This is a genomic window from Paenarthrobacter sp. NPDC089675 (assembly GCF_044749185.1).
GTDB lineage: Bacteria > Actinomycetota > Actinomycetes > Actinomycetales > Micrococcaceae > Arthrobacter.
This window is the reverse complement of the sequence record NZ_JBIVHM010000009.1, coordinates 143,914-158,498: the sequence shown is the minus strand read 5'-3', so window position 1 is coordinate 158,498 and position 14,585 is coordinate 143,914. Positions and strand designations below refer to the sequence as shown.

The 14,585-nt window shown below is 64.0% G+C and carries 13 protein-coding genes; 4 read left to right on the top strand and 9 right to left on the bottom strand.

All coding sequences use genetic code 11. The features are described from left to right. Window positions 1–8: 8 nt before the first annotated feature. Window positions 9–359 carry a hypothetical protein gene (locus tag ACIPY2_RS18170; protein WP_400267795.1) on the bottom strand — a complete coding sequence of 117 codons (351 nt, stop codon included), beginning with the start codon at window positions 357–359 and terminating at the stop codon, window positions 9–11. Continuing rightward, window positions 356–634 carry a hypothetical protein gene (locus ACIPY2_RS18165; RefSeq protein ID WP_400267794.1) on the bottom strand — a complete coding sequence of 93 codons (279 nt, stop codon included), beginning with the start codon at window positions 632–634 and terminating at the stop codon, window positions 356–358. Before ACIPY2_RS18165 ends, ACIPY2_RS18170 begins: the two co-directional genes overlap by 4 nt. A 106-nt stretch (window positions 635–740) precedes the next feature. On the opposite strand from ACIPY2_RS18165, the gene ACIPY2_RS18160 reads away from it, so the two are divergent. After that, entirely contained in the window at window positions 741–1,670 is a 930-nt protein-coding gene (locus tag ACIPY2_RS18160; protein ID WP_400267793.1) for a threonine/serine dehydratase, read from the top strand. Between the two features lie 96 nt (window positions 1,671–1,766). Here ACIPY2_RS18160 and ACIPY2_RS18155 read toward each other — a convergent pair whose 3' ends face one another. Continuing rightward, complete coding sequence (locus ACIPY2_RS18155; protein ID WP_400267792.1) at window positions 1,767–2,756, bottom strand: ABC transporter substrate-binding protein; 990 nt, start codon at window positions 2,754–2,756, stop codon at window positions 1,767–1,769. Window positions 2,757–3,026: 270 nt separating this feature from the next. On the opposite strand from ACIPY2_RS18155, the gene ACIPY2_RS18150 reads away from it, so the two are divergent. Together ACIPY2_RS18150 and ACIPY2_RS18145 are read left to right on the top strand one after the other, a co-directional pair. After that, window positions 3,027–4,016 (top strand): LLM class flavin-dependent oxidoreductase, encoded by a 990-nt coding sequence (locus ACIPY2_RS18150; RefSeq protein ID WP_400267791.1) that lies wholly within the window; start codon window positions 3,027–3,029, stop codon window positions 4,014–4,016. A gap of 116 nt (window positions 4,017–4,132) precedes the next feature. Further along, entirely contained in the window at window positions 4,133–6,769 is a 2,637-nt protein-coding gene (locus ACIPY2_RS18145) for a trehalase-like domain-containing protein (protein WP_400267790.1), read from the top strand. A 67-nt stretch (window positions 6,770–6,836) separates the two neighbouring features. On the opposite strand, the gene ACIPY2_RS18140 is transcribed toward ACIPY2_RS18145, so the two are convergent. Beyond that, complete coding sequence (locus tag ACIPY2_RS18140; RefSeq protein ID WP_400267789.1) at window positions 6,837–7,763, bottom strand: AEC family transporter; 927 nt, start codon at window positions 7,761–7,763, stop codon at window positions 6,837–6,839. A gap of 166 nt (window positions 7,764–7,929) precedes the next feature. Continuing rightward, window positions 7,930–8,361, bottom strand: a complete 432-nt coding sequence (gene panD / locus ACIPY2_RS18135) for an aspartate 1-decarboxylase (protein WP_400267788.1) — start codon at window positions 8,359–8,361, stop codon at window positions 7,930–7,932. 126 nt (window positions 8,362–8,487) lie between these two features. Between panD and ACIPY2_RS18130 the strand changes: the two genes are divergently transcribed. After that, complete coding sequence (locus tag ACIPY2_RS18130) at window positions 8,488–9,411, top strand: AEC family transporter (RefSeq protein WP_400267787.1); 924 nt, start codon at window positions 8,488–8,490, stop codon at window positions 9,409–9,411. A 100-nt stretch (window positions 9,412–9,511) separates the two neighbouring features. On the opposite strand, the gene ACIPY2_RS18125 is transcribed toward ACIPY2_RS18130, so the two are convergent. Genes ACIPY2_RS18125 through ACIPY2_RS18110 form a run of 4 tightly spaced genes read right to left on the bottom strand, consistent with a single transcriptional unit; the run spans window position 9,512 to window position 14,510 of the window. After that, the gene (locus ACIPY2_RS18125) at window positions 9,512–10,951 is read right to left on the bottom strand and encodes a rhamnulokinase family protein (RefSeq protein WP_400267786.1); all 1,440 of its coding nucleotides are present in this window, start codon (window positions 10,949–10,951) and stop codon (window positions 9,512–9,514) included. Continuing rightward, window positions 10,948–12,981, bottom strand: coding sequence for a bifunctional aldolase/short-chain dehydrogenase (locus ACIPY2_RS18120; RefSeq protein ID WP_400267785.1), 2,034 nt, complete (start codon window positions 12,979–12,981; stop codon window positions 10,948–10,950). The genes ACIPY2_RS18125 and ACIPY2_RS18120 overlap by 4 nt, the downstream gene beginning before the upstream one ends. A gap of 6 nt (window positions 12,982–12,987) precedes the next feature. Then, a complete protein-coding gene (rhaI, locus tag ACIPY2_RS18115) occupies window positions 12,988–14,154 on the bottom strand; it encodes an L-rhamnose isomerase (RefSeq protein WP_400267784.1) in 1,167 nt (388 codons plus the stop codon). Further along, a complete protein-coding gene (locus tag ACIPY2_RS18110) occupies window positions 14,151–14,510 on the bottom strand; it encodes an L-rhamnose mutarotase (RefSeq protein ID WP_400267783.1) in 360 nt (119 codons plus the stop codon). The genes rhaI and ACIPY2_RS18110 overlap by 4 nt, the downstream gene beginning before the upstream one ends. Between the last annotated feature and the right edge of the window lie 75 nt (window positions 14,511–14,585).

Sequence of the window (14,585 nt, the reverse complement as noted above, 5' to 3'; positions counted from 1 at the left end):
GGTTGCTGCTATGAGGCCTTGGCGAGGTACTGGGCAAGGGCATCCCGCATGATCGCAGAGGGCTTGCGGTGTTCCTCGGCCGCACGTGCCAGCAGTTGGGCATCCATCTCTGCTGAGAGACGGAGTGATCTTGAAGGCGAAGTGCCTTTAGAGCTCAGAGACGGTTTCCCGACGGCGCGCTTCACGGCCTCAGGGGAACCCAGAACAGCCTCGAGGATCGAGAGCCCGGCCTCCGGCCCCACGGCTTTGGTGATCCGTGCGTCCGGGCCAATGTCAGCAGTCTCCGCCCACTCGGCCAGTTCGGCGTAGTCAGGCTTTACCTCTGCGGGGGACTGGCCTTCGTTCTTGATTTCGCTCATTGGATTGTGCCCCTTTCAGCGATGTCCAATATTTTTCTTCGTGCCTCCATGACATGGAAGATCAAGATGCCGTCCGGCGGTGTTACGACAGCCATGACTTCCAAGATCATTTGGCGGTTCCGGCTCGGGCCGATGAACAGGTCAGGTCGCGCATTCGTATCAATACGGGGTTCATCGAAGTCTTCGATTCGGTAAATGTAGTTCAAGATCGCGTTGAGGGCGTCTTCGCGGTCTACACCATGTTTGTCGGCACTCTTTGCCCAGGCAATCCCCATAGGATATTGTAGCACAATATTTCGGCTTATTGCAAGACAATATCCGCCGGTACTCGACCTCTAAACGTACCCCGCACGTAGGATGAGACCGACGAAAGGGGCAGTCATGGTCACACGCGCAGAAGTGGATGCTGCATACGCCCGGACGAACGGCTGGGTCAGGCGCACCCCCATGGCCGAGAGCGGAAACGGCGAACCGTACAAGCTGTGGTTCAAGTGCGAATACATGCAACACACGGGCTCGTTCAAGGCCAGGGGCGCGTTCAACCGCCTGCTCACGGCGCGGGAGAACGGCGAACTCGACCCGGCAGTTGGCGTGGTGGTTGCCTCCGGTGGCAACGCGGGCCTGGCCAACGCCTACGCCGCAGCCAAGCTGGGTGTTCCCGCTACGGTGTTCGTCCCGGAATCCGCTCCGGCCAACAAGGTCCACAAGCTCTACGCCATTGGTGCCCACGTGGTCCAAGGCGGCGCCGAGTATGCCGAGGCCTACGCCGCCGCGGTCGCCTTCGCCGAGGACAAAGGCGCCGTCTATTGCCATGCCTACGACCAGCCCGAGATTGTTGCCGGAGCCGGCGGCGTCGGGCTGGAGCTGCTGGAGGAAATGCCCGACGTCGACACAATCCTCGTTGCTGTTGGCGGCGGCGGGCTGATGGGCGGCATCGCGGCGGCCGTTGAAGGGGAGGCCCGCGTGGTCGGCGTCGAACCGGAAACGGTTCCCACACTCCATACGGCACTCGCGCAGGGCGAACCGGTCGATGTTGCCGTCTCCGGGATTGCGGCAGATTCCCTTGGCGCCCGCCGGGTGGGGGAGATCGGCTTCGGAGTTGCCAAGCGTACGGGAGTCCAAAGCGTCCTCGTTAGCGATGAAGCCATCATTGATGCCCGTCGTACGCTCTGGAACAGCCACCGGATGCTGGTGGAACACGGTGCTGCAACCGCCTACGCCGCCCTGCTCACGGGCGCGTACACCCCGCGCGAAGGTGAGATTGTCGCCGTCGTGCTTTGCGGGGCGAATACGGACCCAGCACACCTCTGAGGCACCCAGTTGGGCGGGCCGGACGCGAAGAATCCCCGCCGGTTGGTGTCCGGCGGGGATTCGGCGTCGGCAGGTCTGCCCTGCCCTGGCGGGTTCCTACTTCTTGGGCAGGCCTGCCGGGTTCAGCTCCGAGGCAGGGATCGCCTCGGAGGAGAGGCCCCAACGGTCCAGGATCTTCCCGTAGTTGCCGTCCTTGATGAGCTTGTTCAGGGCGGTCTGAGCTGCGACGGCCAGGCCGTTGCCCTTCTTGGTGGTGAAGGCAATCTCCGCCTTCAACGGCCAGCCGCCTTCAACAGTCCCTACTTGCTTGGTCTTGCCGTCCTTCGCCGCCTTGTATGCGGCGGAAGCGTTCGGACCGAACGTGAGGTCGGCGCGGCCGGATTGAAGGGCCAGCTGCGAGGCGGAATCGTCGTCGTAGTACTGGAAGTCAACGGGCTTCAAGCCGTTCTTCTTGTTCTCTTCATCCCAGCGGACCAGGATTGCTTCCTGGTTGGTGCCGGAGCCCACGATGATGCGCTTGCCGGCAACATCCTTGGCTTCCTTGACTTCGCCGATGTTCGAATCGCTCTTGGCATAGAAGCCGAGGAGGTCGTTGCGGTAGGTCGCGAAGTCGAACTTTTCCTTGCGGGCCTCCGTCACCGTGACGTTGGAGAGGACGGCCTCGTACTTGGCGGATTCGATGCCCAGCGGCCAGTCAGCCCAGGCAACAGGCAATACTTCAACCTGAAGGCCGAGGGTCTCACCCACGGCGTAGGCAATGTCCACCTCGTTGCCGATCAAGGTTTTGTTATCCGTGGCGAAGAGGCTCAGCGGAGCAGCGCCGCCGGTGGTGACCACGGTGAGCTTGCCATCGGCCTTGATGGCGTCCGGAACCTGAGCGGCAGCAGTCGGGTCAACCTCAACCTTGATCCGGTTCTGTTCGGGACTGAGATTGAACTCCTTGGAGCTGGAACCCGCAGAAGCACTCGCCGAACCCTGGGAGCCGGTCGCCGCCGTCGCTCCCGGGTCCGAGCAGGCCGCCAGGCCCAACAGAGCAGTGGCGGCCAGCGCCGCGGTGACGCCGGTTTTGGCTGCGAAACGTGCCATGGATACCCCTAAAAAAGTCTGATGCGTACTTGTGGCTGCAACTATCCGGCAGGGCGCGGAGCAGGGTCAAAGCACTTTGAAACGCTGGGATACAGGGGTTCACAGCTGTTCATCGGGCGTAGGAAGAGGTCACAATTCCGTGGTTCCCAGGGCGATGCGGGAGGGCGCGACGCAACTCACAGAAATAAGCTGCGCTCCGCCGTCGTTGTCCATAGAGTGCGCCGCCCACCCAGCCGGCCGCAACCGCGAAACGTACCGAAAGGCATCCCCGTGACTGTTCCTCTTTCCATCCTCGACCTGGCAACCATCGGAAAGGGCCAGACGGTAGCGGAAAGCCTCGAGGGCAGCGTAGCCATGGCGCAGAAGGCGGAGGAGCTGGGCTACAGGCGGGTCTGGTACGCCGAGCACCACAACATGTCCGCTATTGCGTCCTCGGCCACGAGCGTGCTGATCGCCCACGTAGCCGCACACACCAACAGCATCCGCCTAGGCGCGGGCGGCATCATGCTTCCGAACCATTCGCCGCTGACCATCGCCGAGCAGTTCGGCACATTGGAAACCCTTCATCCGGGACGCATTGACCTGGGGCTTGGCCGGGCTCCGGGCAGCGACCAGAACACCATGCGGGCACTTCGCCGGGACCACACGTCCTCAGACACGTTCCCGCAGGATGTCCTCGAACTGCAGGGCTACCTCACCGGTCCCACGCGCATCCAGGGCGTGGAGGCGACGCCGGGCAAGGGCACCAACGTGCCGCTCTACATCCTTGGCTCGTCCCTTTTCGGTGCGCAGCTCGCCGCCCAGCTGGGACTGCCTTACGCTTTCGCTTCCCACTTTGCGCCCGCGGCCCTTCGCGATGCCGTGGCCATCTACCGCCGCGACTTCAAGCCGTCGGAACAGTTGTCCGAACCGCACGTCATCGCAGGGGTCAACGTCACGGCCGCAGACACGAACTCCGAGGCACAGGCGATCTTCCAAGCCGTTAAGCGTGCCCGCGTTTCCCTGTTCTTCGGCGGCGGTCGCGAGTTCACCGACGATGAAGCCGATATGATCCTTGACTCCCCGCAAGGCCAGCACATCGCCCAGATGGTCAAGTACTCCGCCGTGGGCACCCCGGATGTGGTCCGGGAATACCTTGCGGAATTCGCCAAGCATGCCGATGCGGATGAGCTCATCGTGGCGCACCAAAGCGTCGGAACCGAGGAACGGCTGCGTTCGGTGGAGCTGGTGGCCGAGGTTGCGGGACTCGTTCCGGCCTAAGCCTCGGCGGCGGCACGGCGGCGGCTCAGAAAAAATTAACGCAGCCGCAACTACGAGGTATACGAGGGAAACATTCCGGGCGGAAACTATACGTATCCGCTTCGGAAGGATCCGCCATGCCTACACCGTTGAACCAGTCTGTAGCCGATTCCGCGCTGCTGATGAATTCGCTGCCGCTGGGGTTGCTGCGCTCGTTCGTCAGACCCCATGAAGATCAGGGCATCACGGCCGAACTGATGGCGGATTTGAAGATCCTGTCCAGGGTTCCCGGCTTGCTGGTGGCCTGCAATTACGGCGGCACCTTGTGCGCTGCGGAAGGCGTATCCACGGAGACACTGCCGTTGGACAGCGCCGCCGTCGCGTTGCGGGCCCTCGCCGCATTGCCCAACACTCATGCCGCCATCATCTCGGGCAGGTCGCTCCGTGATCTTGCGGCCGTGTCCCGGCTTCCGGCCGAGGTCCACTTGGTGGGCTCCCACGGCGTCGAGTTCGACATGGGCTACGCCTACGACCTGTCCCTGGCCACCGAGACGCTCCTCCAGCACGTGGCCACTGCCCTCACGGAAGCGGTGGCTTACGAGAAGGGCGTCAGCATCGTGCGAAAGCCGGTGGGGGTTGCCGTCCACACCCGCCCCGCGACGGCTGAGGTGGTGGAGCGCGTCATCTTCAAGGCCCAGCAGATCGCGATCGAATACGGGCTCTACTTCATCATCGACGGCACTGTCCTGGACCTCACGGTCGAAGAGCCTGCCAAGGGCCACGCCCTGGAAACGCTGCGCCAACGGCTTGGGGTCAGCGCCGCACTTTACGCCGGAGACGCCGAGAGCGACGAGAAGGCGCTCGCCACCCTGCGCGGCCCGGACCTGGGCCTGCACGTAGGAGCGGGGGACACGACGGCGGGACACACCATCCCGGACCCGGAGGCCTTCGCGCGGGTGCTGGCTTTGTTGTTCGAACTGCGGCGGTCGTGGCTGTTCGGCGAGGACGCGGTGGGGCTCGAACGGCACTCCATGATCGGCAACGGTACCTCCACGGCACTGCTCACGCCCGATGCGAAGGTTTGCTGGATGAGCCATCCGTTGCCTGATTCGGGCTCGTTATTCGCCCACATCCTTGGCGGCGATCCGGCCGGACATTTCAGCATCGAACCCGTCAAGCCCTCTCCCGTCCTGGCCCAGCGCTACGTGGACAACACCATGATCGTGGAAACCCGTTGGGCGGACGTGACCGTGACCGATTACCTGGAGCCGGCACCGGAAGGCATCACCAGCCTGGTCCGTGTCCTCTCGGGAAGCGGTACGGCAAGGGTGACGTTCGCGCCGCGCCCCGACTACGCCAACGCACCGTTCAACATGGAGCTCCGCGGCGATGAAGTCCATGTTGTGGGTACCTCGGATCCCATCATCTTGTCTGCGCCCGGCGTGGCCTTCACCATCTCCAGCGATGGCCGACACGCCACCGCCACCGCGGAGGTCCCCCTCCACTTCGGTCCTGTGGTGCTTAACCTGCGATGCGGCGATACCGAGTCCCAGCCCGCGGACCCGGGCGGAGAACCGGAGCGGCGTGCCGCCGTCGGGCAGTACTCCCGGGAGTGGGTCAAGTCGCTGCGGCTGCCGTCAATCAAAACGTCCCTGGTGAGGCGCTCCGCGCTGGTGCTCAGGTCCTTGGTCCATGAACCCACCGGCGCCGTCCTCGCTGCGCCAACCACTTCGCTTCCCGAGGGCATCGGTGGGACCCGCAACTGGGATTACCGCTATTGCTGGCTGCGTGACGGGTCCATGACGGTGAACGCGCTGGTCTCCCTGGGTTCAACCGATGAGGCCGACGGATTCCTGCGGTGGCTCGGCCGGATCCTGGAGAATGCACCGGGGCCGGAATGGTTGCATCCGCTCTATTCAGTGACGGGAGCGCCCCTGTCCACCGAGGCCATTGTGGAGAGCCTCCCGGGTTACGCCGGATCCCGTCCGGTCCGTATAGGCAACGCCGCGGACCACCAGGTGCAGCTGGACGTGTTCGGCCCGATTGCTGAGCTGATCCACGACCTTGGCGAGCGGCGTGGCTTCCTGCCCGACGAGCATTGGTACCTCATGGAACAAATGGCCCACGCTGTGATCGCCCGCTGGCATGAACCGGACCACGGGATCTGGGAAGCGCGGCGGCCGCCCCGGCACCACGTATACAGCAAGGTGATGTGCTGGGTGACCCTGGACCGGGCGCTTCGTACAGCTGCTCTCCACGGTCGGGACGCGCATCCCGACTGGTCCTCCACAGCCGAAACCATCCGCGAGGAAGTCCTGCGCGAGGGCTGGGATTCGTCTGCTGCGTCCTACACGGTGGCTTACGACAGCCCCGACCTGGACGCCGCAGTGCTTCACATCGGGCTCTCCGGGCTGCTCGATGTGAAGGACCAGCGTTTCCTGGACACTGTGACTGCCGTGGAACGCGAGTTGCGGGTCGGGCCCACTGTGTTCCGTTACAGGTACGACGACGGGCTGCCGGGTCTGGAGGGTGGCTTCCACATCTGCACCACGTGGCTGATCGAGGCCTACCTGGCGGTGGGTCGCCTGGACGATGCCCTTGAGCTGTTCAACCAGTTGGTCGCCTTGTTCGGACCAACAGGTTTGCTGCCCGAGGAGTACGATCCCGGCACCGAGACCCATCTGGGCAACCATCCCCAGGCTTACTCGCATCTCGGCTTCATCCGCTGCGCCCAACTCCTGGACCACTATTTGGCGAGTGCCGACGTCGAGTGAACCCAAGTAGGGGACAGCAAATGCTCCACCCAAGCTTCAGTGGCGCGTTATCTGTCCCCTACTTGGGTTAGGTGAGCAGCAGTGCGACGGCGATCATCGCCGGGACGGCCACGATCGTGGTGATGAGCACGGTGTCCTTGGCCACGGTGACTCCGGCCTTGTAGCGGTTGGCCGCCACGAAAACGTTCTGGGCCGTGGGAAGCGCGGAGGTCACTACAACGGCGAACAACGCGTGCCCGTCCATGTTCAACGCGAAGCGCGCAAAAAGGTAGGCAATCAGGGGATGAACCAGGAGTTTGAAGCCGCTGGACAGGAGCGTGTCCAGCCGCCGGCCCGTGTCCTTCTGAAGAGGACGTGATCCGTTCAAGCTCATGCCGAACGCCATCAGCATGGCCGGAATCGCTGCCCCGCCAATGAGGTGGATCGGCTCGAGTATCAACGCCGGCACTTGGAACCCGGTGCCCGCAACCGCCAAGCCCAAAGCCGAGCCCACAATCATCGGGTTCCGGACAATCATGAGCACGAACCGCAGGGGAGTGGTCCTGTGCGTGCTGGTGCTGGCGTCCAAAGCCATGAGGTACATCGGGGTGAAGAACGCGAGCTGGAAAATCAGCAGCGGCGCCACGTAGCTTGCGTCCCCCAGGACGAAGACGGCAATCGGAATGCCGAGGTTGGCCGAGTTCGCAAGCGAGGAACTCATCGAAGACATCAACGCCTCAGGCATACCCCTCTTCAGCCAGAACTTGGCGATGAGGAAGAACAAAAGCCCGGTAATGATTGCTCCGACCGCCGTTACCAGCAGCGGGGCAGCGAAGACGTCGTGCAGCTTCGCCTTGCTCAGGGTTTCGAACAACAACGCCGGGCTGGCGACGAAGAACGTCAGCGAGCTGAGGACTGACCGGGCGTTCTCACCCAGGATATTCCGGCGGCCGACAAACATCCCCACCAGGATGATGGCCCACACCACGAAGAATCCGGACAGGACACCGATCATGACGGATTGTTGGCAGGAAAGTGGGTGGTCACGGTTCAAGCCTAATCAGATTTATTCGGCGAGTAAGCGTTTTCGGGCCTGCTGTCCGTCATCCGGACATGCCGGTTAAAGCCCGACGGCGGCACTCCGGGTGAGTGCCGCCGTCGTCGTGAAGCGTGTGGCTGGGTCAGCTGAGGTGCGCCGCGTTGCTCAATGCATGCGGGGGCCGCATCAAGCCCGGGGTGTGTGCCTCGGCGGGGTCGTTGCCGAGCTGGAGGATCTGGTTGTCCTTACCCACGTGGACCACCTTGGGCTCGTAGGCCTTGGCCTCTTCGGTGGTCATCTGGGCGTAGGTGATCAGGATGACCAGATCGCCAACATGGACCTGGTGCGCAGCGGCGCCGTTGATGCCGATCACGCCGGAACCCCGCTCGCCGGCGATCGTGTAGGTCTCCAAGCGGGCACCGTTGGTGATGTCCACAATGGAAACCAGTTCGCCGGGGAGAATGTCGGCAGCGTCCAGGAGGTCCAGATCAACAGTGACCGAACCGACGTAGTGGAGGTCGGCGTGAGTCACCGTGGCGCGGTGAATCTTGGACTTGAACATTGTGCGGATCATAATGCGATCAGTTTAGCGCGGGACCCCTGATGGGCGCTGTGACGTACCAGACGTTCCGGCCGCTTTGCCCGTGAAAGCGATTACCATCGCTGGGGGTTGCAACTGCTGAAGCGAAGGACAAGAAGCTTGGACGGTGTACTGAAGGGCTTCTTTGTGGTGGGCGTGGTCCTGCTGGTTGGCTACATCCTGGGGAAGACAAACGCCCTGGGCCCGCACGGCAGCAAAGTCCTTTCAACCCTGACGTTCACGGTGGGATTGCCGAGCCTCATGTTTTCGACCATCGCCTCCCGGCACATCAACGACATCCTCAGCCCGACTGGCCTGATCTCCGTGGTGACGGCCTTGGCGGTGATGCTGGCGTTTGCCCTGACAGGCGCAATCTTCCGCTGGGGAGTCCGTCGAACCACCATCGGCGCCCTGGCCACGGGCATCGTGAACTCCACCAACCTCGGCGTCCCACTGTCCCTCTACATTTTGGGCAGCACCACCTACGTGGTCCCCATCATGCTGTTCCAGTTGGCCCTGGTGACGCCCATTGCCCTGACGATCCTGGACCTTACCAACCCCGCGGCTACCAAGGTCTCCGTGTGGCGGATCCTGGCCACGCCTTTCCGGAACCCCGTGACAATGGCAGCGATCCTTGGGGTGATTGTCAGCGCCCTCGGCCTCGAATTGCCTTCATGGACGCTCGATCCCTTGAAGCTCGTAGCCCAGCTAGCCGTGCCACTCATGCTGATCATCTTCGGAATGTCCCTGCACGGGCTGTCCGCGGGGCAGGGAATTGGAGACCGGGCGCCCACCACGCTCGCTGTGGTGCTGAAGTCGGTGGTCCAGCCCGCCCTGGCCTGGGTGCTGGCAGTGTTCGTGTTCCGGCTCGACTCCTTCAGCACGTTTGTTGTCACGGCCTGTGCAATCCTCCCCACGGGCCAGAATGTGGTGCTCTACGCCATCCGGTACGGGGTGGGCCAGAAAATCGCCCAGTCAACCGCCGTGACCACGTCTGTCCTGGCGGTGCCGTTGCTGCTGGGTGCCGCGTGGGTGATGGGCTGAGCTCCCGGGCTGGCCACGGAAGCGCGAGGTCGCGGGAAGCATGCCAGGGCTCCCGGAAAGTTCCAGCGCCCTGGCATGTTTCCCGCGAATCCGCGAGTCGTCACTCGTAGCGACTCAGCTCAGTCCCTGCCGCTACAAGCGCCCGCAGCTCCGCCAGTCCACCCTGCACTACGCCCGCGGCGCGAGCCTGGACCAACACATTGCCCAGCGCAGTGGCTTCCACGGGACCCGCCACCACGGGTTTGCCTGTTGCGTCTGCGGTGAGTTGGCACAAGAGACGGTTCTGCGAGCCGCCACCCACAACATGCACCACGCTGGTGGTGCGGCCGGTGAGGCGTTCGGCCTCGGCCAGGGTGCGGGCGTAACCGGCGGCGAGGCTGTCCATGATGCAACGCACGACGGCGGCCGGACGGTCCGAGAGCACGTTACCGTTGTGCCGCACGGCTGCGCGGATGCGTTCGGGCATGTTGTCCGGGGCGGTGAAGACGGGGTCGTCGGCATTGATCTGCGGGCCACCGGCCGGGAGCGCCGCTGCGGCGTCGAGCAGCGAAGGCAGTGATTGATGGAAACCCTGGGTTGCCCAGGCACGTTGGCATTCGCTCAGGAGCCAGAGGCCCCCGACGTTTCGCAGGTAGCGGATGGTTCCATCCACTCCGCGTTCATTGGTGAAGTTCGCGGTTCGACTGGCCTCACTAAGCACGGGCTTATCCAGTTCCACGCCAACCAGGGACCACGTTCCCGAGGAGATGTAGGCAAAGTCCTCTGCGGACGCCGGAACTGCGGCGACGGCCGAGGCGGTGTCGTGCGAACCGACTGCCACTACCCGCGTATCAGCGGGCAGCCCGGTCCGCTCCACAATCGCAGGCAGCAATCTGCCCACAGTTTCCCCGGGCTGGATCAGGGGCGGGAACACACTCCTCGGCAGTCCCAGCGCGTCCAGGAATCCCGTTGCCCATTCGCCGGAAACAGCATCGAAGAGCCCCGTGGTGGAGGCGTTGGTTGCCTCGGTCCGGCGCTCGCCGGTGAGCAGGAAGGCGATCAAATCCGGAATGAGCAGTGCCTGCAGGCCTTCAAGGGAGGGTTCGGCAGCCAACTGGTAAATCGTGTTGAACTGCAGGAACTGCAATCCCGTGGTGGCGTAGAGCTTCCCCTGTGGGATCGCCGCGTGCACACGAGCAATGGTGGAACGGCTGCGCTCGTCCCGGTAGCTGTAGGGAACCGAGACGAGCTTGCCATGGGCATCAACCAAGCCATAGTCCACCGCCCATGTATCGATCCCGATGCTGGCAATCCGTTCCCCGTTCTGAGCTGCCACGGAACGGGCGACGGTCAGTCCCTCGAGTACCTCATTGAAGAGGGCGTCGAAGTCCCAGTGGAGTCCGCCGTCGAGCTCGATGACTCCGTTGGGAAAGCGGTGCACGGTTTCCAGTGACGCCCCTGTGGAGGGAGAGACACGGCCGAGCATGACCCGCCCGGAGGAGGCGCCGATGTCGACGGCGGCAAAGACGCTGCCGTCGACGTCACCCAAGACGGTACTCACCGCAGGAACGCTGCCGCCACGCCGGCGTCCACGGGGATGTGGAGGCCGGTGGTGTGGGAGAGTTCGTTGCTGGTGAGCACGGCGGCGGCGTTGGCTACGTGTTCGGGGAGGACTTCGCGCTTGAGGAGGGTGCGTTGGGCGTAGTACTTGCCCAGTTCCTGCTCGTCCACGCCGTAGACGGCCGCGCGCTTGGCTCCCCAGCCGCCGGCGAAGATGCCGGAGCCGCGGACCACGCCGTCGGGGTTGATGCCGTTGACGCGGATGCCGTGATCGCCCAGTTCCGCCGCAAGCAGTCGGACCTGGTGAGCTTGGTCGGCTTTGGTGGCGGAGTAGGCGATGTTGTTGGGGCCGGCGAACACGGAGTTCTTGGAGGAGATGTAGATGATGTCCCCGCCCAGGCCTTGGTCGATCATGACCTTCGCGGCGGCCTTGGACACCAGGAACGAGCCCTTGGCCATGACGTTGTGCTGCAGGTCCCAGTCCTTCTCGGTGGTTTCCAGCAGCGGCTTGGAGATGGAAAGGCCGGCGTTGTTGACCACCAGGTCCAGGCCACCGAAGGCGAGCACGGCCTCCTGGATGGCGGCGGCGATCTGGGCTTCGTCGGTCACGTCGGCCTGGACGCCGATGGCGACGTCGGGACCGCCCAGTTCCGCGGCGACGGCCTGGGCGTTCTCCAGGTTCAGGTCAGCAATGACGACGCATGCGCCGTCGGACGCCAAACGGGTGGCGATCGCCTTGCCGATGCCCGACGCCGCGCCGGTCACCAGCGCGATGCGGGTCGCGTGGGACTTGGGCTTGGGCATCCGGGCGAGCTTGGCTTCTTCCAACGCCCAGTATTCGATGCGGAACTTCTCGGATTCCTCGATCGGGGCGTAGCTGGAGATCGCCTCGGCGCCGCGCATGACGTTGATGGCGTTGATGTAGAACTCGCCGGCCACGCGGGCGGTCTGCTTGTCCTTGCCGTAGGAGAACATGCCCACCCCGGGAACCAGCACGATCGCCGGGTCCGCGCCACGGAGGGCGGGTGAATCGGCGTCCGCGTGGCGGTCGTAGTAGGCCTGGTAGTCCTGCCGGTATTCGGCGTGCAGCTCCTTGAGCCTGGTCACCGAGTCTTCGATGGACGCGTCCGCGGGCAGGTCCAGGACCAGGGGCTTGACCTTGGTGCGGAGGAAGTGGTCCGGGCAGGAGGTGCCCAGCGCGCCGAGGCGCGGGTGCTCGGTGGCGGCGAGGAATTCAAGCACGACGGCGTCATCGCTGAAGTGCCCCAGCTGCGGTTTGTCCGTGGAGGCCAGGCCGCGGATTACCGGGGCGAGGGCGGCTGCTTTCGCTTTCCTCTCCGCTTCGGGGAGCGCGCCGTAGCCCGGGAGGGCGGGTCCGAATGGCTCGGCTTTGCCGTTCTCGGCGATGTACTGCTCGGCAGCGTCGATGATCCAGAGGGAGTTCGCTTCGGCTTCTTCGCTCGTGGCGCCCCAGGCGGTGATGCCGTGCCCGCCCAGGATGGTGCCGATGGCCTGCGGGTTGGCGTCCTTGACCGCTGCGATGTCCAAACCGAGCTGGAACCCGGGGCGGCGCCAGGGAACCCACACCACCTTGTCACCAAAGATCTTGGAGGTCAGCGCTTCGCCGTCCACCGCCGTCGCAATCGCGATGCCCGAGTCCGGGTGCAGGTGGTCCACATGTGCGGCGTCCACGAGGCCGTGCATGGCGGTGTCGATCGAGGGAGCAGCGCCGCCCTTGCCGTGCAGGCAGTAATCGAACGCGGCCACCATTTCGTCTTCCCGCTGGACGCCGAGGTAAACGGACTTGAGGGCCTGGAGCCGGTCAAGCCGGAGTACTGCGAGGTTTTCGGCCTTCAGTGTGCCGAGGTCACCGCCGGAGCCCTTGACCCACAGCAGTTCGACGTCCTGGCCCGTGACCGGGTCCTTCTCGGTGCCCTTCGCGGAGGTGTTGCCGCCGGCGAAGTTGGTGTTCCGCTTGTCCGCGCCCAGGCGGTTGGAACGGGCGATCAGGTCTTCAACAGTCTTGTTCATAGCTACTTACGCGCCCCATCCGGCTTGCTGGCCGCCTGCGCGGTCCTCGTTGATCTTCTTCTGGTAGCCGCTGGCCTTGTAGGCAGCGATCGGGTCGGCGGGCAGGCCGCGGGATTCACGCCACTCGGCCAATACCGGCCGGACGTCCGTGTAGAAGGCATCGTTGAAGATGCCGTTGGCGGCCAGGACATCCCCTGCCCGCTGCGCTTCGTTCAACGCTGCGGTGTCCACAAGCAGCGCGCGGGCCGTCATTTCCTGGACATTGAGGACCGAGCGGATCTGGCCCGGGATCTTTTCTTCGAGGTTGTGGCACTGGTCCAGCATCAAAGCCACTCCGGAGTCTTTACCGAACCCGCCGCCGCGGATCACTTCGTGCATGATGCGGAACAGCTGGAACGGGTCTGCCGCGCCCACAATCAAGTCGTCATCGGCGTAGAAGCGGGAGTTGAAGTCGAAGGAGCCCAGCTTGCCCAGGCGCAGGAGCTGCATCACGATGAACTCGATGTTGGTGCCCGGGGGGTGGTGGCCGGTGTCCAGGCAGACAAACGCCTTCTCACCCAAGGCCAGGGTCTGCGCGTAGGAGGTACCCCAGTCCGGAACATCGGTGTGGTAGAAAGCCGGCTCGAAGAACTTGTACTCCAACACCAGGCGCTGCTCGTCGCCCAGGGCCGCGTAGATCTCCTGCAGGGACTCGGCCAAACGGTCCTGGCGGCCGCGCATATCGTCCTGGCCGGGGTAGTTCGTGCCGTCGGCCAGCCAGATCTTCAAATCCCGGGAGCCCGTGGCGTGCATGATCCCGATGCAGTCCAGGTGGTGCTCGATCGCCCGGCGGCGCACCGATTCGTTTGACGAGGTCAGGGAACCGAACTTGTACTCGTCATCCTGGAAAGTGTTCGAGTTGATGGTGCCCAGCCCAACGCCGAGCCCTTCTGCATACGAACGCAGGGCCGAGTAGTCCTCCACCTTGTCCCACGGGATGTGCAGTGCAACGGTGGGCGCCAGGCCCGTCAGCTCGTGCACCTTGGCGGCGTCGGCGATCTTTTCCTGCACCGTGCGCGGGGTACCTGGGGTGCCGAAGACCTTGAACCGGGTCCCTGAATTCCCGTAGGCCCAGGATGGCACTTCAATGGCCAACTCTCCCAAGCGGCCCAGGGCCGATTCCGTGGTGTTCATGCTTGTTCCTTCTGATGGGTGGTGCTGGCGGTGGCCAGTTGGTCTTCAAGGTTGAAAACTTCTTCGACGATTTCGAATCCCTCATCCGGAGGGACCTCGCTGTTGGCAAAGAGGGTGGCCATCTCGGCCTGCCAACGGGCGTTGACGTCCGTCAGGGCCATTCGGGCCTGCGCTGCCAGGTAGTCCTCGCACTCCAGATAGCCAATGAGCTGACCGTCCGGAGCGAGGAAAAGGGAGTAGTTGTTCCACCCCGCATCCTTGAGCGCACGGAGCATCTCGGGCCATACGGCGGCGTGGCGTCGCTTGTACTCGTCCATCAACTGCGGCTGGACGGAGGAGCGGAAACATACCCTCATCTGCGGTTCTCCGGGGTCACTCGTCTTTGAATCGTTTCATTTGTTACGATTCAAATTACCCTCGGAAGAAGGAGG

Coding starts and splice junctions, on each gene's coding strand:
- ACIPY2_RS18170 (WP_400267795.1), bottom strand. CDS start 359: ATGAGCGAAATCAAGAACGAAGGCCAGTCCCCCGCAGAGGTAAAGCCT.
- ACIPY2_RS18165 (WP_400267794.1), bottom strand. CDS start 634: ATGGGGATTGCCTGGGCAAAGAGTGCCGACAAACATGGTGTAGACCGC.
- ACIPY2_RS18160 (WP_400267793.1), top strand. CDS start 741: ATGGTCACACGCGCAGAAGTGGATGCTGCATACGCCCGGACGAACGGC.
- ACIPY2_RS18155 (WP_400267792.1), bottom strand. CDS start 2,756: ATGGCACGTTTCGCAGCCAAAACCGGCGTCACCGCGGCGCTGGCCGCC.
- ACIPY2_RS18145 (WP_400267790.1), top strand. CDS start 4,133: ATGCCTACACCGTTGAACCAGTCTGTAGCCGATTCCGCGCTGCTGATG.
- ACIPY2_RS18140 (WP_400267789.1), bottom strand. CDS start 7,763: ATGATCGGTGTCCTGTCCGGATTCTTCGTGGTGTGGGCCATCATCCTG.
- panD (WP_400267788.1), bottom strand. CDS start 8,361: ATGATCCGCACAATGTTCAAGTCCAAGATTCACCGCGCCACGGTGACT.
- ACIPY2_RS18120 (WP_400267785.1), bottom strand. CDS start 12,981: ATGAACAAGACTGTTGAAGACCTGATCGCCCGTTCCAACCGCCTGGGC.
- rhaI (WP_400267784.1), bottom strand. CDS start 14,154: ATGAACACCACGGAATCGGCCCTGGGCCGCTTGGGAGAGTTGGCCATT.
- ACIPY2_RS18110 (WP_400267783.1), bottom strand. CDS start 14,510: ATGAGGGTATGTTTCCGCTCCTCCGTCCAGCCGCAGTTGATGGACGAG.